Origin of the sequence: Thermosynechococcus sp. B1, assembly GCF_030322985.1 — a bacterium.
Taxonomy (GTDB): Bacteria; Cyanobacteriota; Cyanobacteriia; order Thermosynechococcales; family Thermosynechococcaceae; genus Thermosynechococcus.
This window is the reverse complement of record NZ_CP096573.1, coordinates 218,762-237,800: the sequence shown is the minus strand read 5'-3', so window position 1 is coordinate 237,800 and position 19,039 is coordinate 218,762. Positions and strand designations below refer to the sequence as shown.

General features: G+C 53.0%; 17 protein-coding genes. 6 read left to right on the top strand and 11 right to left on the bottom strand.

Annotation, left to right across the window (positions count from 1 at the left end; all coding sequences use genetic code 11):
• Nucleotides 1-105: 105 nt before the first annotated feature.
• From M0644_RS01155 to M0644_RS01140, 4 genes are read left to right on the top strand one after another with little or no spacing between them, the layout of a single operon-like run.
• The gene (locus M0644_RS01155; RefSeq protein ID WP_190278142.1) at nt 106-261 is read left to right on the top strand and encodes a hypothetical protein; all 156 of its coding nucleotides are present in this window, start codon (nt 106-108) and stop codon (nt 259-261) included.
• Between the two features lie 44 nt (nt 262-305).
• Nucleotides 306-566 (top strand): hypothetical protein, encoded by a 261-nt coding sequence (locus M0644_RS01150; RefSeq protein WP_286626231.1) that lies wholly within the window; start codon nt 306-308, stop codon nt 564-566.
• Between the two features lie 13 nt (nt 567-579).
• Nucleotides 580-1,956, top strand: coding sequence for a magnesium transporter (gene mgtE, locus M0644_RS01145; protein ID WP_286626230.1), 1,377 nt, complete (start codon nt 580-582; stop codon nt 1,954-1,956).
• A gap of 3 nt (nt 1,957-1,959) precedes the next feature.
• On the top strand, nt 1,960-2,661 hold the full coding sequence (locus M0644_RS01140; protein WP_286626229.1) for an MgtC/SapB family protein: 702 nt from the start codon (nt 1,960-1,962) through the stop codon (nt 2,659-2,661).
• Between the two features lie 5 nt (nt 2,662-2,666).
• Here the strand turns inward: M0644_RS01140 and M0644_RS01135 are convergent, their stop codons facing one another.
• The 10 genes from M0644_RS01135 to M0644_RS01090 form a co-directional block, all read right to left on the bottom strand.
• Nucleotides 2,667-3,068 carry a hypothetical protein gene (locus M0644_RS01135; RefSeq protein WP_149817386.1) on the bottom strand — a complete coding sequence of 134 codons (402 nt, stop codon included), beginning with the start codon at nt 3,066-3,068 and terminating at the stop codon, nt 2,667-2,669.
• Nucleotides 3,069-3,207: 139 nt separating this feature from the next.
• Nucleotides 3,208-4,611: a 3-isopropylmalate dehydratase large subunit gene (gene leuC / locus M0644_RS01130; protein ID WP_286626228.1), complete on the bottom strand. Its 1,404-nt coding sequence runs from the start codon at nt 4,609-4,611 to the stop codon at nt 3,208-3,210.
• Between the two features lie 144 nt (nt 4,612-4,755).
• Nucleotides 4,756-5,202, bottom strand: coding sequence for a hypothetical protein (locus M0644_RS01125; RefSeq protein ID WP_286626227.1), 447 nt, complete (start codon nt 5,200-5,202; stop codon nt 4,756-4,758).
• A gap of 224 nt (nt 5,203-5,426) precedes the next feature.
• Complete coding sequence (locus tag M0644_RS01120; RefSeq protein ID WP_149817379.1) at nt 5,427-6,440, bottom strand: DNA methyltransferase; 1,014 nt, start codon at nt 6,438-6,440, stop codon at nt 5,427-5,429.
• 67 nt (nt 6,441-6,507) lie between these two features.
• Entirely contained in the window at nt 6,508-7,464 is a 957-nt protein-coding gene (gene gshB, locus M0644_RS01115; RefSeq protein WP_149817377.1) for a glutathione synthase, read from the bottom strand.
• Between the two features lie 10 nt (nt 7,465-7,474).
• Nucleotides 7,475-7,738: a glutaredoxin 3 gene (gene grxC, locus M0644_RS01110; protein ID WP_149817375.1), complete on the bottom strand. Its 264-nt coding sequence runs from the start codon at nt 7,736-7,738 to the stop codon at nt 7,475-7,477.
• A gap of 96 nt (nt 7,739-7,834) precedes the next feature.
• Nucleotides 7,835-9,148 carry a CO2 hydration protein gene (locus M0644_RS01105; RefSeq protein WP_286626225.1) on the bottom strand — a complete coding sequence of 438 codons (1,314 nt, stop codon included), beginning with the start codon at nt 9,146-9,148 and terminating at the stop codon, nt 7,835-7,837.
• A gap of 15 nt (nt 9,149-9,163) precedes the next feature.
• Nucleotides 9,164-10,639, bottom strand: coding sequence for an NADH-quinone oxidoreductase subunit M (locus M0644_RS01100; RefSeq protein ID WP_149817371.1), 1,476 nt, complete (start codon nt 10,637-10,639; stop codon nt 9,164-9,166).
• Between the two features lie 26 nt (nt 10,640-10,665).
• Complete coding sequence (locus M0644_RS01095; RefSeq protein ID WP_286626224.1) at nt 10,666-12,501, bottom strand: NAD(P)H-quinone oxidoreductase subunit F; 1,836 nt, start codon at nt 12,499-12,501, stop codon at nt 10,666-10,668.
• Between the two features lie 163 nt (nt 12,502-12,664).
• Nucleotides 12,665-13,993, bottom strand: a complete 1,329-nt coding sequence (locus M0644_RS01090) for an HlyD family secretion protein (protein ID WP_286626223.1) — start codon at nt 13,991-13,993, stop codon at nt 12,665-12,667.
• A 355-nt stretch (nt 13,994-14,348) separates the two neighbouring features.
• Here M0644_RS01090 and M0644_RS01085 point away from each other — a divergent pair, with 355 nt between their 5' ends.
• Together M0644_RS01085 and M0644_RS01080 are read left to right on the top strand one after the other, a co-directional pair.
• Nucleotides 14,349-14,723, top strand: a complete 375-nt coding sequence (locus M0644_RS01085; protein ID WP_149817367.1) for an FHA domain-containing protein — start codon at nt 14,349-14,351, stop codon at nt 14,721-14,723.
• A gap of 74 nt (nt 14,724-14,797) precedes the next feature.
• Entirely contained in the window at nt 14,798-15,340 is a 543-nt protein-coding gene (locus tag M0644_RS01080; protein WP_286627147.1) for a biotin transporter BioY, read from the top strand.
• Between the two features lie 10 nt (nt 15,341-15,350).
• Here M0644_RS01080 and cobN read toward each other — a convergent pair whose 3' ends face one another.
• Nucleotides 15,351-19,028 (bottom strand): cobaltochelatase subunit CobN, encoded by a 3,678-nt coding sequence (cobN, locus tag M0644_RS01075; protein ID WP_286626219.1) that lies wholly within the window; start codon nt 19,026-19,028, stop codon nt 15,351-15,353.
• Nucleotides 19,029-19,039: the final 11 nt, after the last annotated feature.

Below are 19,039 nucleotides of genomic sequence, written 5' to 3'. Positions count from 1 at the left end.
TTTGTTGTTGAGAGCGATCGCCCGTAGTCAAGCGTTTTTATTGAACGACTACTTTTCATCGCTCAAGTTGTTGCGTGGCAAAACCATTAGCAACGGAGAGTTTCTATGTTTGAAGTTTGTTTGTTCAGCATGCTGGCCGAAATGCTGGGAATTACCCTTTCGGAAGTGCTGGGTGTTGCCCTTGGCCACCTGATGATTACGGTCATGAGCCAAGCGATCGCCCACTTGGGAGAGTTCTCACCCTTTGAGTTGTCTCGTTAAACCCTAAAACATCCTATTGTCGTTTCTCAATGGAGCTTAGAACCATGATGACCCACGATGCAAAGCAGGCATTAAAGCAGGCATTTCTGTGCCCCTATACCCTTTACCGTGGGCACGTCACCCTAGACGCGCTGACCTTTGATGCCTACCTACAGAAATTTGCTCAACGGGCAGGGTTTATTGCTGCTCTCCATACGAGTGGGCAACTTTCTACATCCGAAGCCTACAACCAGTTGGCTGATCTCTGGCATCAATTGAGCGAAGCCTATGTCCCTGTCTCACCCACCCTAAATTGTCAACCATAGAAGGAGCAATGCGATGGTAATCAATCCCCTCGATGATCTGCTGACCTATCCGCAGGGTCTTGGTGCTGCCAAGCGGACAGCCAACCAACTGACGATTCCTGAGCTAGTGCGTGCCCTGCGCCAAATTGACCCCCACAAGCGGGTATTGGCCTTTCGCCTCCTCGAAAAAGACAAGGCGATCGCAGTCTTTGAAGCCCTGACTCCCGATGAGCAGGCAACCCTCATTGAAGGGATGACGGATCCTGAGATTCTGCATTTTCTAGAAGCCCTTGAGGCCGATCAACGGGTGCGGCTCTTTGAGGAATTACCTGCCAAGGTCACCAAACGGTTGCTCAGCCAGTTAAGCTCAGAATCCCGCGACGCCGTGAACCTGCTGTTGGGCTATCCTGAGGGCACAATTGGTCGGCGCATGAATCTGCGCTACTTGGCGCTGCGGCAAGACTTGACCGTGGAGCAGGCGATCGCCGCTATCCGTGAGAGTTCCTTGGATATTAATGACCTGAGCATTATTTTTGTCATTGATGAACAGCGCTTTTATCGTGGCTTTGTGCAGCCGATTCAGTTGATGAAAGCAAATCCCCACCAGCCGCTTCAAGATTTGGTGCAAGGACAGGAACTGGCGATCGCTGTGACCGCGCCGGAACTATCCGCAGCCAAACTCCTCAAGGAATACGATGTCCCTGCTATTCCTGTGGTGGATCAAGAGGGGCGACTGGTGGGCGATATCACCTTTGATGATGTGATTGACCTGATTGAGGAGGAGGCAACGAGCACCATTTTGGCGCAAGCAGGTGTGGGCAACTTGCTCAACCGCGATCAAGCTTGGAGTGAACGACTGGTGCGCGGTCCCATTCGCTATGCAGTGCAACTGCGGATTATCTGCCTGATCATTACCCTCATTGGCGGTATGATTGTTGGCGGCGTGATTCAGTACTTTGAGGAAGTTCTGGAAGCCGTCGTTGCCGTAGCCATTTTCATTCCTGTGGTCATGGACATGGGAGGCAATGTCGGTACCCAATCCACCACTGTCTTTGCCCGTGGTCTTGCTTGGCAGCACATTGATATTCGTCGCTATGGCGGTTATCTCTTTCGCGAGTTTCGCATTGGTGCGATCATGGGTCTTATCTTGGGAACTGCTGGCGGTCTCATTGCTCTTGTTTGGCAAGGGTTACCCAACGACATTCCCCAACTGGGACTGGCTGTAGGGATTTCACTTTTTGTTGTAATTACCTTCGCGGCGATCTTAGGGGCATTGCTTCCTTGGGTGTTGCTGAAGTTGGGCTTTGACCACGGGCCAGCGGCGGATCCCTTTATCACAACCATCAAGGACTTTACAGGGCTGTTGCTCTACTTCTATCTGGTGAGTGCCTTCCTAGGGCTGTCGTTTTAAGTCATGTCAACCACTGATTTCATTGTGCGTTTGATGGCAGCCTTTGCCCTGGGGGCAGCCCTCGGCTTGGAGCGACAATGGCGGCAACGCATGGCCGGTCTGCGCACAAATACCCTCGTGGCAACGGGGGCAGCACTATTTGTCATGCTCTCGGCTTTGACGCCGGGGGAAGCGAGTCCAACGCGGATTGCCGCCCAAATTGTCTCTGGTATTGGGTTTCTCGGCGGGGGCGTGATCCTGCGGGAAGGCCTGTCGGTGCGCGGCTTAAATACGGCAGCCACCCTGTGGTGTGCAGCGGCAGTAGGAGCACTGTGTGGTTCGGGATTACTCTATCAGGCAACCTTAGGAGCAGTGGCAGTGCTCATGGCCAATCTGCTCTTGCGTCCCCTCGGCTATCGCATCAATCAGCAGCCCCTCAAGGGCACCGAAGTGGAGTTGTGCTATCGCTGTGATATTGTCTGCCGCGCCGATGCTGAGGCTCATTTGCGCGCACTCTTGTTACAGTCGCTGGCGGGCAGTCGGCTGAAGTTGCGATCGCTCCTCAGCGAGGATATTGAAGACACCCCCGATCGCGTCCATATTGAAGCAGAACTCCTCAGTCAAGAGCGCAATGATGATTTTGTTGAAGGCTTGGTCAGCCGCTTGAGTTTAGAGCCAAGTGTTCTTTCGGCGCGCTGGCGCATTACAGAGCAGGAGTATGGTTGATTTCTCTAGGGATAGAGGCGCATATTCAGCCGAGCGGTGCTGCCTGCTTGGGGACATTGCAGACGCGGCGTATAAGTACCGCCAACTCGCCACACGGAAATATAGCGATTATCCCGTACCCATTGAATCGTTACTTCGCCACTACAGCCAAAATTACCCCCCAGATCGCGATCGCTAAAAAAGCCGCGCACGAAGCCATTGCCGCTTGCCGTGACGTTAATGGTGCCCTCATAAACTCGTCCATTGACTTTGGTGGTGTAGGGCAAGATATCTCCCGGCAAGGGGCTAAGCTGGTAGCCGTAAATTTCAGTCAGCCCGCTATCAGAAACTAGCGTCTCAGCAGCAGCAGGCAAAATAGAGGCCATACCCAGAACCACTGCGCCTAGCAAGCCCTGTAACATTTTCATAGACAGCCTCCTTTTGGAAAGATTAGAAACATAAACCGCTCCTCCCCTTGTCTCTATTGTCATTGTCTAGGAGGATAATTTCATACTTTAGGGAATGTGACAGGGCTGATAAAGAACTTGATATCTATTAAGCAGGACATCAAAGAAATGCCCGCACATCTGTAACTTCACCCGTAATCGCTGCGGCGGCCACCATCGCTGGACTCATGAGGAGTGTCCGTCCTGCTGCTGATCCTTGGCGTCCTTTGAAGTTGCGATTGGAAGAGGAGGCACTGATCTGACGCCCTTGCAGCTTGTCGGGATTCATGGCGAGGCACATCGAGCAACCAGGATTGCGCCATTCAAACCCTGCGGCTTGGAAAATGACATCGAGACCCTCCGCTTCGGCTTGCGCTTTCACCCGTTCTGAACCGGGGACAACGAAGGCTTTGACACCGGGTTTGACTTTGCGCCCTTCGACAACTTTGGCAGCCTGCCGCAGATCACTAATGCGACCATTGGTGCAACTGCCAATAAAGCAGACATCAATCTTGGTGCCTTGAATGGGCTGCCCCGGTTGCAGATCCATGTAAGCATAGGCTTCAGCGGCGATCGCCCGTTCTGCCTCGGGCAAACTCTCTAGGGTGGGCAAGGTCTCATCCACCGCAACGCTTTGGCCGGGGGTAATACCCCAAGTGACCGTCGGTGCAATGTCCGCAGCCGCAAATGTGACAACATCATCGTATTCAGCATCGGCATCACTGACGAGCGATCGCCACCACACCAGCGCCTCATCCCAAGCCTTGCCCTGGGGAGCAAAGGGGCGGCCTCGTAAATAGGCAAAGGTGGTTTCATCGGGGTTGACATAACCGCAGCGGGCTCCCCCTTCAATGGCCATATTGCAGACGGTCATCCGCTCTTCCATTGAGAGCTGGGCAAAGGTACTGCCAGCAAACTCATAGGCATAGCCAACACCGCCTTTAACACCAAGGTGGCGAATAATGTGGAGGATGAGATCCTTGGCATAGACCCCAGAACCAAGGGAGCCATTCACTTCTACTTTGCGAACCTTCAGCTTATTGAGGGCGAGGGTCTGCGTGGCCAACACATCCCGTACTTGACTGGTGCCAATCCCAAAGGCGATCGCCCCAAAGGCACCGTGGGTAGAGGTGTGGCTATCCCCGCAGGCGATCGTCATCCCCGGTTGCGTTAACCCCTGCTCAGGGGCAATCACATGGACAATGCCCTGACGACCGGAGCCAATCCCAAAGAAAGGAATATGGTGAGCACGGCAATTCGCCTCAAGGGCTTGCAGCATCTCTTCAGCGAGGGCATCTTGGAGAGGACGCGCCACCGTATCTGTCGGCACAATATGATCCACCGTCGCCACAGTTCGCTGCGGATACAACACCGGCAATCCTCGCTCCCGCAGCATGGCGAAGGCTTGGGGACTCGTGACTTCGTGAATCAGGTGCAGGCCAATAAAGAGCTGCGTTTGCCCTGAGGGCAGTGTAGCCACCGTGTGCTGTTCCCAAACCTTATCGAAGAGTGTGCCGCGACTCATAGACTCGTGAAAAAATCCAGTTTATCAATTATAGGCAAAAGGAAGAGATTCAGTACAGTGATTATACAAGGCAAATATCCGTTTTCAGTCGCATCACAGCCATGTTGCAGCTTGGTTTATGATGTTTAACTTTATGAAAAAGCTTTAATTGCTATGATTAAGCCAAAACTCGCGAACCTTTGTAAAGTATTTCAACCGCTCTTCAATTTTGCTAATTTCACGGGGATAGAATTCAGCTAATGCATCACACAACTCAAGCATCCACTGCTTACGGGAGTAGCCACGGTTAATCGTTAAAACATTAGAGTTCGCAATCTGAATTTGCCCCCAACCCAAAGCGCCAATTGTTAAGCAGTCCCACCCCAAAAACTCGATTGGCAGAAATTGAACATTTTCAATACCGATACGAGTTCCTTGAGCCTCATAGGCAATCAGCAAAATTGCAAAAACATTTTCATCTGATTGATAGAAACGAGTGAGGCGTTCTACAGAAATTAAATTGGGCATATTAAACTGTGTACTCAATCTGTGGGTTTTCACGTCAATGACATAGTAAAATCCTTGATCATCCTTGAAAGCGAGATCAGCCATGGCTCTACGGGCAAAATGTGCTGAATAGTTTTTACAAATCTCTTCACCAAGAACCGCCTGTAGATGATTGGCAAGATTTGCTGAACAGCATCGCCAACAGCTCTTGGACTATTGATTGTCACAGCAGACAAGAAATCTTCCTGTGAGTTTAAGAGTTCTTTGATGTTTTCTTCGATCTGACCAATCTGGTCACCATAGAAAATATGTCTTTTTTCCATTGATTCTTATGTTTCTCCTAGGGAAAAAAGCTCTGGTTGGTGAAATAGTTTTTCGCACTGATACTGCTTTTGCGTAAAACGTCCTTGCTCACTTAATGTGTTTCTTTCCCAAAACACGCCATCAGCATAGCCCTGAATCGAAGCATCTACTTCAGCCATTTCAAGGCGTTTCTCCGCTAGGCAAGCATAAGTCTCATCCAGTTCAACCCCCAAAAAACGTCTACCGAGCTTCTTGGCAACGACAGAGGTTGTTCCCGAGCCGAGGAACGGATCAAAAATAATGTCATCTGGATTGGAGCTAGCTAAAATGACCTTAGCCAGTAGTTTCTCGGGCTTTTGGGTGGGATGATCTGTATTTTCTGGCATTGACCAAAAGGGCACAGTTAAGTCTGTCCACAGGTTAGAAGGATGCGTTAGGCGGTAATTACCTTCTTCGGTAGGTTCCCAATCTTTGGGATGTCCATTGACTCTATAGGGAGCGATGACTTTACGCTTGAGCTTAACAGCCTCAACATTAAAGGTGTACTCATTAGAAACAGTGCAGAACCATATATCCTCAGAGGCATTTTTCCAATTCTTGCTTGCTCCTCGTCCTTTCTCGCGCTCCCATGTAATTCGGTTGCGGATTTGAAAACGGTCTTTAATGACTTCAAATACAGCAGTTGAGGATTCCCAATCAGAGCAAATGTAAATAGATGCAGTTGGTTTTAGAATTTTTTCAAGACTCGACAAGCAAGACTCTAGCCAGTTGATGTAATCCTCTAAACTTTTTTTCTTGAAGCTAATTGAGTTAAATACTTTATTCAGGTTGTAAGGTGGATCAATAAACAGCAAATCAACAAATTGACTTGGGAGAAACTTGATGACCTCAAAGATATCTTGATGGATGGTGCGGTTAATGATTTCTGATAGGCTCACAGGATGACTCAACCGTAGGAGTCGCTGCCGATACTTCGCTTGTTCTTGCTCGGTCAACGTAATTGTTCTATTTCTGGGGGCGCGTTCTTTGCTGTGAACCATATCGCTTTATCAAAACTTGATTACTGGTTTGAATCACATCCCCTGAGTGGCTAAGCATGACTCAATGTTAACCTAATAGCCAAGCCATCACCTGTTGACCAAGGCAAGTCCCATTGAGGCGATCGATCTCGCGAACACCGGTGGGGCTAGTGACATTCACTTCTGTCAAATAGCCACCAATGACATCAATCCCCACAAAATAGAGGCCATCGCGCTGGAGGGCAGGAGCCAAGGTTTGACAAATCTGGCGATCGCGCTCGGTAATTTCCACTGCTGCCACCCGTCCGCCGGTGGCCATATTGCCCCGAAATTCATCCCCTGTGGGAATCCGATTCACAGCACCAATGGGTTCCCCATTGAGGAGAATGATTCGTTTATCGCCTTCCTTGGCCGCGGGTAGATACTCTTGCACCATCACGGGCAGTTGTCCGCGTTGGGTACTGATTTCAATCATGGAATTGAGGTTGCGATCGCCCGCCTGTAAAAAGAGAATGCCTTCTCCGGCTTTGCCCCCCAAGGGCTTGAGAACGGCCATGCCCTGCTGCTGCACAAATTCCCGAATACGCTGCTTGTCTCCAGTCACAATGGTCTTGGGAATCACACTGGGAAATTGCAGGGCATACATCTTTTCATTGGCATGGCGCAACCCTGCGGGCGAGTTGAGAACAAGGGTGGTTTGAGGATCCACTAAATCCAGACAGTAGGTGGCATAGAGGTAGGCGGTATTGACTGGGGGATCTTTGCGCATCCACACCGCTCGAAAGGTGTTGAGGGGTCGCCATTCCACTGCCCCCGTCTGAAACCAAGGTTGGGGAATCTGCCACTGGCTGGCCACTAGTTGCACGGGCGATAACTGGATCGGGGTGAGCGCCGCCCATACCTGACCTTCGCGGATCAGCAGTTGGGAAATTTCCGTGATCCACACCTGAACCCCTGCGGCTTGAGCCGCTTCCATCAAGGCCACACTGGTATCGTGGCCGGGGTCAAGGCTGGCGATCGGGTCAATAATAAAGGCAATATCCACGGCCATTCCGCTAGGCTGCCGCTTGCAGGAGCCTATCCAAGATGCCTTGCGCCTCTAGGGCATAGAGATCATCGCAGCCGCCAATGTGCTCGTTGTTAATGAAAATTTGCGGGAGCGATCGCCGACCATGGGCACGTTGGGCCATTGCAGCACGAGCCGCTTCATCGCCATCAATGACGTACTCGGTAAATTTCACCCCTTTGCGTGTCAGCAATTGCTTTGCTCGAATACAAAAAGGACAACGAGACCACGTATAGATTTCGACGTTGGCCACGGCTTTACCTCGTTACAAAAATTCACTTTGATTCCAGCCTAGCAAAAAGGGAGAAGAGACACACCCCCTCTCCCTAATGTCCTGTCCTACAACTCCCTACAAATAATTGGGATCTTGGACATTGCGGATTTTGCAGGCTTCAGCAATGCCGTACTGCGGTCGCAAAAAGCGATCCATCTGAGCCACAAAGAAACGCCGGTTGGCCATGAGATGCTCCGGCTTGGGATCATCCAAGGGGTAGTAGAAGGCGGCACGGGTTGCTTGCAAAACAGCGGAGGTCACCGTGTACATGGCGTGCTGGAAGGCAATTCCCAACTGCACCAAAATATCATCCTCACCGCGACAGTGCTGGTGGAAGTAATCCTTCAGGTATTGGGGGAGGAAGTGATACATGTCTTGGTGGAGCAACGTAGGTGGAATCCCCGCCGTCCCCACAGGGAATTTATCGGCAAAGAGAATGCCATAGTGGAAGTCCACCTGATCAGTGGGCACCTGATTGGCTTGGGCATTGTAGGACTTGGTTCCCCGGAAGGGCGCCGTGCGGTAAAAGACCGCTTCCACATAGGGGAAGGCCGCTTCATAGAGCCACATAAAGCCCTTTTCCTTGGGCACAAGGACATGCACCTCGCCATCAATATAGACATGGTGGTAAATCGGGCGACCGGCCATGGCAAAAATTCCATTGACCAAGAAGTTCATGGCATCCTTGACGCTGGTAATGCTGCCCTCGTCATAGCGATCGCTCATCTCGAAGAAGACGGGTGCCATCACTTCCCAAAATAGCCCCAGCACGTTCATGTAGGTGGCTTGGCGAGCCTGCTCCAAGAAGAGGTCGGGAAAGAGCTTGTACAGCCCGAGCATCAGCGGGTTGCCTTTGAAGTAGGCGCGGATTGCCCTATCGGCGGCAGCTTTGTACTCTTCAGAGTCAAGGTAGATATCCAGCTGCCCCCCCATGCGATGCCACATCATTGAGCGCGCCAAGCTTTCGGAAAACTCCATGTTGATGCGGTCGTGCCAAAGGTGGTGGAGCAGACGCGGCATTTTCCCTGTTTCCCCCTTTGCAATAAATTCCATCAGTTCGGGGTGGGCATGGGCAGGGCCACGCCAAATCCGCAGATCAGCAGTCTCCCCTGCATAGTGATTGGCCAACTCAAAGTAGTCCTTGGTTGGAAAATACTTGAAGAAGGGAAAGGGATGGATAAACACCCGCTCGCCGAGGTAGAGCAAATTCCGCCAGTAAAAGTCCATCGGAATGGCGTAGGCCTTGTACATACCGATGATCTTCATCAGGTTCACTGGCGTGTCGGGAATGAGGGCACCCCCCGCCTCGAGGCGGTAAATAATGTCGGCTAGGGGATGATCCAAGGGGGGAAGTTTGGCAGAACTGGGACGCTCAATTGTTTCAACCATGGTTTCCTCTCTGAGCTATTGGGGTAAACTGGCAATGGTTTCGGTGGCAGTAGGGATAGCGGCAACCAGCTGCGCACTGGTGGTCTCACTCCAACGCACCAGCCATGTTGGTTGGATGCCCAAAACCAGAATCAGCAGTGTCAGTACCATAGCGGGGAACTTCTCTGACCAAACCACCTGTGGGTAGTAGGCAGTGGCATTGTCAAGACGGCCAAAGCAGGTGCGGTTAATCAAAATCACAAAATAAACAGCCGTGAGGCCGGTGCCCACCACCGCAATTAGAGTTGGCATCGGGAAGGTACCATAGCTGCCTTGGAAGATGAGAAATTCCGCCACAAACCCCACTAATCCTGGAATACCGGCACTGGCCATCCCCCCCAAAATGAGGAGAGCACTGGTGGTCGGTAACCCCCGCAGAGGATTGAGCAAGCCATTGAGCACATTGAGTTCGCGGGTGCCAACTTTCGTTTCAATGACGCCGACCAAATAGAACAGCAATGCCAAAATCAGGCCATGGCTAATCATTTGGGCAATGGCGCCGACGATGCTGAGGTGGGTATGGGCTGCTGCCGCCAACAATACGTAGCTCATGTGACCAATGGAGCTATAGGCCACCATGCGTTTAATGTCCTTTTGGGCGATCGCAGCCAGTGCCCCATAGCTAATGCCAAGAGCCGCCACAAGGGCCAGCAGGCCAGAAAACTGCCCCCAAGTCTCTGGAAAACAGCCTAAGGCAAACCGCACTAGGCCATAGGCACCCAGCTTAGCTAGGATTCCCCCAAGGAGAATGGCGGTTGGCATTGAGGCTTCCACATAGGCATCGGGCAACCAACTGTGGAGGGGCACCAAGGGCATTTTGATGCCAAAACCTAGGATCAACAGCAGCAGCAGAATCCCTTGGGTCGTGGGTGCTAAGCCGGCAACGCGAATATCTTGATAGTCAAAGCTAGGAGCATGGGTGAGCCAGCCCATCCCCAAAAAGGCAGCTAGCACGAGAATTCCTGAGACTGCCGTATAGATAAGAAACTTGATCGCTGCCTGCTCGCGACGCTGCCCGCCCCAGATCAAAATCAACAGGTAAAAGGGCACCAACTCAACTTCGTAAAAGAGAATAAACAGCAGCAGATTTTGTGCTGCTAACGCCCCGGTAATTCCCGCATTGGCCAAAAGAACAAGGGCATAGAAGAGCCGATGGGCACTTTTTTCACCCGTGAACACGACCACAAGGGTCAAGAAGGTTCCCAAAACAATCAGGGGCAGCGATAGACCATCCACGCCAAGGGAATAGTTTAATCCCAAGGGCGACAGCCACGGCACAAATTCCGTAAATTGTAGTGCAGTCTGCTGGACATCAAACTGCGTCAGCATCCAGAGAGACAGGGCAAAGGTGACACCGGCGCTCACCAAAGCAACCGAACGCAGGGATCGCTCTGGCAGCAGCGGCATCAGCAGCGCACCGATGACAGGCAAAACAATTAACAGCGTCAGCATAGGCCAAGAACCTCAATAGTGGAGCATTAAGCCAGTAGTGGCCAACAAATGGCAATCACCAGAAGGGCCACCCCCATCAAGATGGTGAGGATATAGGCTTGGGATTGACCGGTTGTACTGTACTTCAGGCGATCACCCCCTAGGAGGGTTGCTCCGCCAAAGGCATTGCCAGTGCCATCCACCAACGTGCGATCAAACCAAGCAGTCATGCGGGAAATCATATCCACTGCTCCCACCACTGTGGCTTTGTAGAGCTTGGGCGTATAGAAATCGTAGGCCAGCAGATCCTGTACCGACGGTAGGGGAAACTGCACCGGCTTGGGAATGGCTTTGCCGAGATAGACCCATGCGGCTGCACCCCAGCCCAAGATAGCGGTTACCGTCAGGGCAGCTGCTGTGGTTAAGGAAGGATCTGTCCAAATCACCCAATCAAAGCGCCCCATGAGAATGGGCAAGTGCAGCACCAGACCCAGATCAACGGTCATCGGCAAAATCATCGGCCAAAAGACCTCGGGCGATCGCGCCGTCATTGGTTTGACCTCACCGCCCCAAATCAGGCAGAACGTGCGACCAAGACTAAAGGCAGCAAACGCATTCATCAATAGAAGCACCACCCCCACCCAAGGCAGTTGGGCAAAGGCCGTATCCAGCAATTCTGCCTGTGGGAAAAAGCTGGCCAAGGGGGGAAGCGCCAGCAACCCTGCAGAACCAACGAGAAACGAAATACCGGAAATGGGGCGCCGCGACCATAGCCCGCCCAATAGGCGCAGATCTTGGGTAATGCTATTCCAAATAATGCTGCCAATGCTCATCATCAGCAGTGCCATGGCCACGCCGTAGGTGAGAATAAAGACAAAGGCTAAGCCCGGCTCCTTGAGACCAACGGCAATAAACACCCAGCCCATGTAGGCACTCACCAAATAGGAGAGGGCGCGTTTAATGTCCACTTGGGCAATGGCAATCAGGGTTCCTCCCAAGGCAGTGACGCTACCAATGACCAGCAAACCTGTTAGAGCGACAGAGGAAAGGCTCAGCACCGGCGTCAGCTTCACCAGCACCCATGCCCCCGTGCCCACAACAATGGCATTCCGCAGAATAGAGGCAGGCACAGGGCCTTCCATGGCCTCATCCAACCACAGATGCAATGGGAATTGGGCACATTTCCCCATTGGCCCAGCAATCAGCGCCAAACAAATTAGGGTAATGAGGGTGGGATCCACCTGAGCCGTAGCTGCCCAAGCCGCTAAATCGTCGTAGTTCCAAGAGCCAGCAAGGGGATAAATCGCCAACACCCCCATCAGCAGCACCAAGTCTCCCACCCGCTTGGTGAGGAAGGCATCGCGGGCACCGGTCACCACCAGCGGTTGGTTAAACCAGAAGCCAATGAGCAAATAGGTCGCTAGGGTCAGAATTTCGAGCATGACATAGTTAAAAAACAGAGAATCCAGCAGCACCAGCGCCCCCATCCCCCCTTCAAACAGAGCCAATAGGGCAAAAAAGCGCGCCCAGCCCCAATCCATCTCCATGTAGCCGATGGCAAAGATCTGAGCCATGAGGTTCAAACCCGTAATCAGCATCAGGGCGGTGGTGGTCAAGATGGAAATTTCCACCGGAACGTCAAAGTGCAGACCCGCCACATCCAGCCACGTCCAGTGCAAAGACTGCGGCGGCTGGTTGGCGATCGCTACCGTGGCCAACAGTGCATGAACAAAGGAGAAAAACGTGAGCAAGAGATTCAAATAGCCCGCTGGCCGAGGTCCCGTTTTCCGAGTCATCCCCGGTGACCAAATCAAGGACAGCACCATTCCCGCCAGCGAGTAAAAGGGAATGAGCCACACCGTGTCTGCAAACGATTGCAACATAAACCCTGCTTGTGCCTATGGACAAAACTAATTAGATTTAATCTTATCTATGAATGGCACCAGACCTCCTAGGGCTAAGTGCAAAGTTGCATCAATATCTCTTATCGCCCAGATAAAAGGCAACTATGAAGGATTGAGCATTGTTTAGGATAGCTATAAAAGCTTAGGGGGAAATTTGAAAGGTCACCCGTGCGGTGTAGCCCACATAACAGAAATTGCCTTCGCCCCAGTCTTGATCAGCGTCTAATTCAACGCGCACTTGGCTTTGACGCGGATAGTTTTCGGGAATGGGAATGACCTGATCGTCGCCGGGGTTGAGGCGACCCAAGCCAGAGCGAATGTTGGTGACTGTGCCCCAAAGCACCTTGCCTTTGCTGCCATAGAGTTCAATTTTGGCCTTGGTACCGGGGTGGATTAGCCGCAGGGACTGTTCCTCTACAAACACATCAATCCAGCGCCGTTGACAATCCAATAACTGCAAAATTCGATCCCCTTTGCCAAGAAACATCCCCGGACGGGCATCCACCCGCCAGACATAGGCGGCAATGGGAGCCGCTACCTTCACTATTTTGCGCTGAGCAACCTCCCGCCGGGCTTGGGCAACCTGTCGCTGTTGAGCCGCAATTTCCCGTTTCAGCCCTTGGACGATCGCCTGCTGTTCGCCAATCTGAATTTTTAGCTCCTGAAGCCGCAGACGGGGGTCATAGTTGCTGCGGGTATTGCGCAGGGTCAGTCCCAATTCAGCGGCACGGGCATCGGCCTTGAGCGCCTCTACCCTATCAGCGGCAGCCTCCACTTCCCGTTGGCGAGCAGCCACTTGCGCTTGGCTTTGCTGCAATTCCGTTAGAGCCGCATCTGCTTGGGCTTGGGGTACCGCTCCCTGCTGCGCCAACTGGCTAAAGCGCTGGTAGTTAATTTTTGCGAGTTGATAGCGTGCCTTGGCATCGGCCAGATTCGCTCTAGCAGCCCCTAGTTCCGCTTGGGCAGCCGCCACTTGGCGATTGGTTTGTTTCACCTCAAGCAGCTGTTGATGGCGTTCATCCCCTTGGGCAGAGGTGAGGAGTCCCTGCAATTGAGCCAGTTTTGCCTGAGCGGCTTCTAGTTCACCCTGCCGCCGTTCGAGCCATTTTTCAACTTCCTTGAGGTCGCCTTGGCTAAGGTAGTCATTTTCTAGCACGGCTAGGGGCGTCTCCTCCGCTGGCTTGATAAATTGCCCCACCTTTGCCCTCAGTTGCTGGAGGGTTCCTTCCTCCGGAGCCCGCACATTCACAATGACGCCATTAATGACCGCATCACGACTGCGCACGGTTGTTAAATGGCGGTAGAGAAACAAGCCTGCAAAGGCAAGGATGCCACACCCGGCTGCAAACACTAACAGATTGGCAAGGAGCGATCGCCGCAGCTTGAGTTGCTGGGTAAAAGTGGGTATTGGGTTACTGGTGTGCTCATGAATTACTATGATATTTTGGGGATGCTGCAGATTGCTTTTCACGGCCAGTCCTAGAACACAAATAACTAACAGTATCAAATATTAGTGATCATCAGTGGTAAATCAATTTTTGAAAACAGGGAACTCAAACAAAACACTAGGGATTTGCTACCCTGACGACAGGGTTTTGATTCGTTGCTTATCCTGATCAATACAGGCAAGGTTTGATTGAAAACTATCTATAGCCTAATCAAACCATAAACAGTGGGGGAAGTTATCCGTAGATACCCTGAAATTTTGGATTGCGTTGGCTCATCACCATGAAAAGTTTTTTAACTTCATTAAGATAGAGATGGACAGGATTGTAATTTCCTGACCCGATGAATCAATTATCTAAATCATTGGCCATATCTTTCTAATGACGCGGTTCTCAGACACGAGCAAGCAAGCATGGCTCATTGTCCGTTCTCAAGGCACGGTGGTCGGTAAATATCACCTCGCAGGCAAAGCCTTTTGGAAGATTGGCCGTGCCAGTGACTGTGACATTATTATCCATGACCCGTTTATTTCACGGCACCAAGCAACCATTGAACTACGCCCGCGGGGCAATGCTCTAGTGTACCTGATCCGTGACAACAATAGTCGCAATGGCACATTAATTAACGGTACACCCCTGTCGGAGGAGCGAGTCTTATACCATGGAGACCTTATTATGATGGGGGATACGGATCTCACGTTTCGCTATACAAGTCCGACCCCGTCTGTCCCGCCTAATGTGTTGCAGTGCTCTTGAGAACCAACCTGTCACCCCTCGATGAATTTTTGTGGGCCATTTTAGGCCTCCTGCTGACAGTGGCTGGAACCTTCATGGAGGCGGCGATCGCCCTCCCCAACCTCCTCAATGAGGAAGGGCAATTTGTTTTGCCCAGTTCATGGGCCGCCGTTCCCGTGTATGGGTTACCCGTATCCTACCAAGTAGCGGCGGTTCTCTTGGTCGGGTGTATGGGGGGACGGCAAGCCGCCGCCCTCTCCCAGGTGGCCTATTTGATTCTGGGGCTGAGTGGCTTTCAGGTTTTTTCCCAAGGGGGCGGTCTGGACTATTGGCGTGAACCGACATTTGGTTACCTGTTGGGTTTTGTGCCGGGGGCTTGGGTCTGTGGTTGGCTGGCTTTTCGCCCCCAAAAGCGAGTGAGTTTAGAATGGCTTGCTTTGAGTGGCCTAGCGGGACTGGTGCTCATTCATGTCTGCGGTGCGCTCTACCTCAGTGGTCTGGCTCTTGCAGGGCAGTTGAGTCAACCCTTGGTGGAGCTACTAGAGCAGTATTCGCTTTTTGCCTTGCCAAGGCAGTTGGTGATTGTCTGCTTGGTGGCAGCGGTAGCGCGGGTGTTGCGCTTGATTTTGCTGTATTAAAGCTAAACCATTAAAATTTGCCCTCAATTAAACCTTCGGCCTCTAGGGCGATCGCTCGCAGGCGGTCTAGGATCTGCGGATCCGGTGCTTGCCACAGTTGGCGCTGGGCAGCTTCGAGGAGTCGCTCCGCCATGTCCCGCAGTGCCCAAGGATTATGCTGCGCCACAAAGGCTTGCATTTCGCTATCAAGCACATAGGTCTGAGTAATGCCTGTAAACACATAATCGGGCACACAGCGAGCCGTAGCGGCATAGCCAAAGAGATAATCCACTGTGGCTGCCATTTCAAAGGCACCTTTGTAGCCATGACGCTTGATGCCGGCGAGCCATTTGGGATTAATGACGCGGGAGCGATAGACCCGCAGCAGTTCCTCTTGGAGGGTGCGAATTTTCGGCTGCTCTGGCCGGGAGTGATCGCCAAAGTAAACCGTGGGCTGCTGCCCCGATCGCGATCGCACGGCAACGGTCAAGCCCCCCTGAAACTGGTAATAATCATCGGAGTCCAATAGATCATGCTCGCGGTTGTCTTGGTTTTGCAGCACCACTTGCAATTGACTCAGCCGCTGCTCTAGGGCTTCGGCAGCATTGTGGCTGTGGGCTTCCCCCGTGTAGGCGTAGCTACTCCAGTGAATATAGGCGCGGGCGAGATCTTCATCCCCTTGCCAGTTTTGGGCTTCGATCAGTCCTTGCAGCCCTGCACCATAGGCACCGGGTTTGGAACCAAAGATGCGAAAGCGTGCCCGTTCTTGAGCTTGATTCAGGGAGAGACCCTGCTGTTGCCAATAGGCCGTTTCTTTGGCCACTTGCGCTGCCAAGGGATTTTGATCCGGGGGTTCATCCAACTGGCTGACCCGCTGCACGGCCTCATCAAAGAGGGCAATTAGGTTAGGAAAAGCATCGCGGAAAAAGCCAGAAATGCGCAGCATGACATCCACACGCGGTCGTCCCAACAGCGATAGGGGAATCACCTCCAAATCCACCACCCGTCGCGAGGCACCCTCCCAGACAGGACGAACCCCCAAGAGGGCAAGGGCTTGGGCAATATCATCGCCTCCAGTGCGCATGGTTGCGGTTCCCCATACCGAAAGACCTAGGGTACGGGGAAATTCTCCCTGCTCTTGACAATAGCGTTCGATGAGTGCCGCCGCCGATCGCTCCGCCAATGCCCAAGCGGCCTCTGTTGGGACTGCCCGCAGATCCACCGCATAAAAATTCCGTCCGGTGGGTAGGACATCCGGACGACCACGACTGGGGGCACCGGCAGCGCCACTGGGAACATAGCCGCCATTGAGGCCATGGAGAAAGTGGTCAATTTCTTGGCGGGTCTGTTGCAGGGCAGGGTAGAGCACCGTACGAATCCAATCCAGTACCTGCTGAGTTGCACGGCCACAGGGGAGATCAGGGGTGCCCTTCAGTAAGTCCTCCACCAGTTTTGCCGCGGTTTCCTCGAGGGCATGCTGCCACTCACCAACGGAACGGTATCCAAGTACAGGACTTGGATCGGTTGGGTTAGCGGTCAGGGGATCTAAATCAACCCCTTGATCCTTTGCTAAGGCACGAGTGAGACCCATGTGCTGGCCACTGGGACTGCGGGCGATCGCCACCATCAGATCTCGCAACTGCTGTCCCTGGGGGCATTGGCCAAGAATATGCAGGCCATCGCGAATCTGGGCATCCCGCAGATCACAGAGGTAGCCATCGGTGCGCGCTAGCCACGCCGTCCAGGTTTCCTCAGGATTGGGGGCACCAATTTCTTGATCGAGATCGAGTTCTTTGACGAGGGCTTCAATCTGCTGCCGCAGCACACTCAAACGGGGGCGATCGAACTGCTCAGCGGCGTAGTATTCCTCAATGTAGTGGCTGAGGGTCTCTAGACCACCGTACAACTCGGCACGGGTCAGGGGCGGCGTCAGGTGATCCAAAATCACCGCTTGGGCACGGCGTTTGGCTTGGGCACCTTCGCCCGGATCATTGACAATAAAGGGGTAAAAGTGGGGCACAGGGCCAAGGGCAATTTCGGGAAAACAGGTGTCACTGAGGGCAATGCCTTTACCAGGAAGCCATTCTAGATTGCCATGTTTGCCCACATGGACAATCGCATCCGCCCCAAAAACATGGCGCAGCCAAAAGTAAAAGCCGAGATATGCTGGGGTGGGTTCTAAATCGGGGGCATGGTAATTCAAACTGGGGTCGCGATCGTAGCCCCGACTGGGTTGGACACCGACAAAAATGTTGCCCCAACAGTCACCAGCAATGGGGAGGTCTGTGGTGGGCGACGGCCAGCGTTCGTTAATGGCCGCCTGTACTGCTCTTGGTAGGTTCTGAAAATAGTGCTGGTAGGCCTCAAGGGGAAGGGTGTAGCGGGGCTGCCGCCAGTGATTGCCTTCGGGATCGTTGGTGCGGTAGCGGCTGAGGTGTTGGATCAGGGCATCGCCATCCTTGGGCAAAGGGTCAGTCCCCAGATCATAGCCAGCCGCCTGAAGTGCCTTGAGCAGTTCCACCGTACTATTGGGGGTGTCGAGACCAACGCCATTGGCAAGACGACCATCGCGGCAGGGGTAGTTGGCTAAAATCAGGGCAATGCGGCGTTCAGCAGGGGCTTTGCGGCGGAGCTTGAGCCAGTTGGCTGCCAGATCACTGACCCAGTGCAGGCGATCGCCCGCTGGGGCATAGGTGGTCACGGTGGTTTCCACATCTGCTTGAATTTGCGACACCGCCTTAAAGGACACCGCACGGGTAATGATGCGGCCATCCACCTCCGGCAGGACGACGTGCATAGCAAGGTCGCGGGGCGTCAGTCCTTGGGGATGGTGTTGCCAAGTCTCGTGGGTGCTGCTGCTGAGAATCACCTGTAGCACGGGGATATCCAATTGCTGCCAAAGGTTCACCTCGTTCGGTTTGGCGATCGCGAACCCCGTCGTATTGAGAACCAGTTCCACCTTGCCCTGCCATGCCGCCAGCAGTTCCCGTTGAATTTCTGGATCTTGCAGCGAGGAGACAAACAGGGGGACAGGTGCCAATTGCCGCTGCAGCAAGGCCTGAGCGAGGGCATCAATCACCGCCGTATTGCCCGCTAAGTAATGGGCACGGTAAAAGAGAATCCCCACCTGCGGCCAGTCGCTGGCTATCTGCCCCGCAATCGGATAGCTGCCCCAGCGGGGAATCCTTTGGGGGGGTGGGGGGGGCTGACCCCAACCGCAACCGTAGTGGCCAATGAACTCTAGGGCACGCTGAATATTTTCCTGTCCGCCCTCGCGGAAGTATTGCCAGAGGCGATCAACTTGGTCCAGCGGCCAACTGGAGAGGCTCATGAGTTCTAAGTCGGGGTGATCGTCCCCCGGCAGTAAGATCAACTGTCCACCGCGATCGCTGACCATTTGCTGCGCCACCTCTAGGCCATAGCTCCAATAGCCCCGTCCCCCCAAAAGGCGAATCACGACCACGTCGGCCTCGGCCAAGACGCGATCGCCATAGTCATCAATGGCCGCTGCCGCTTGTAAATGAAGTAAGTTCGCGAGGCGCAGAGGGGGAAAGTCCTTGGGTAGTTGGTTGTACGCTTGAGCCAGCAGGGCAATATCCGTATCCGCTGCCGTTAGAATAACAATGGGAGCACTGCTTTGCTGTAGAAATGCAACATCGCTGTTATCTGTGGCAACAGTCAGATCATTTAATGTAAGAATTCGATGCATACGTTGACAAC

Bases quoted from the DNA above. Each gene is read 5' to 3' on its own strand.
- M0644_RS01155 (WP_190278142.1), top strand. From the start codon at position 106: ATGTTTGAAGTTTGTTTGTTCAGCATGCTGGCCGAAATGCTGGGAATT.
- M0644_RS01150 (WP_286626231.1), top strand. From the start codon at position 306: ATGATGACCCACGATGCAAAGCAGGCATTAAAGCAGGCATTTCTGTGC.
- mgtE (WP_286626230.1), top strand. From the start codon at position 580: ATGGTAATCAATCCCCTCGATGATCTGCTGACCTATCCGCAGGGTCTT.
- M0644_RS01140 (WP_286626229.1), top strand. From the start codon at position 1,960: ATGTCAACCACTGATTTCATTGTGCGTTTGATGGCAGCCTTTGCCCTG.
- M0644_RS01135 (WP_149817386.1), bottom strand. From the start codon at position 3,068: ATGAAAATGTTACAGGGCTTGCTAGGCGCAGTGGTTCTGGGTATGGCC.
- leuC (WP_286626228.1), bottom strand. From the start codon at position 4,611: ATGAGTCGCGGCACACTCTTCGATAAGGTTTGGGAACAGCACACGGTG.
- M0644_RS01125 (WP_286626227.1), bottom strand. From the start codon at position 5,202: ATGGCTGATCTCGCTTTCAAGGATGATCAAGGATTTTACTATGTCATT.
- M0644_RS01120 (WP_149817379.1), bottom strand. From the start codon at position 6,440: ATGGTTCACAGCAAAGAACGCGCCCCCAGAAATAGAACAATTACGTTG.
- M0644_RS01105 (WP_286626225.1), bottom strand. From the start codon at position 9,148: ATGGTTGAAACAATTGAGCGTCCCAGTTCTGCCAAACTTCCCCCCTTG.
- M0644_RS01100 (WP_149817371.1), bottom strand. From the start codon at position 10,639: ATGCTGACGCTGTTAATTGTTTTGCCTGTCATCGGTGCGCTGCTGATG.
- M0644_RS01095 (WP_286626224.1), bottom strand. From the start codon at position 12,501: ATGTTGCAATCGTTTGCAGACACGGTGTGGCTCATTCCCTTTTACTCG.
- M0644_RS01085 (WP_149817367.1), top strand. From the start codon at position 14,349: ATGACGCGGTTCTCAGACACGAGCAAGCAAGCATGGCTCATTGTCCGT.
- M0644_RS01080 (WP_286627147.1), top strand. From the start codon at position 14,798: ATGGAGGCGGCGATCGCCCTCCCCAACCTCCTCAATGAGGAAGGGCAA.
- cobN (WP_286626219.1), bottom strand. From the start codon at position 19,028: ATGCATCGAATTCTTACATTAAATGATCTGACTGTTGCCACAGATAAC.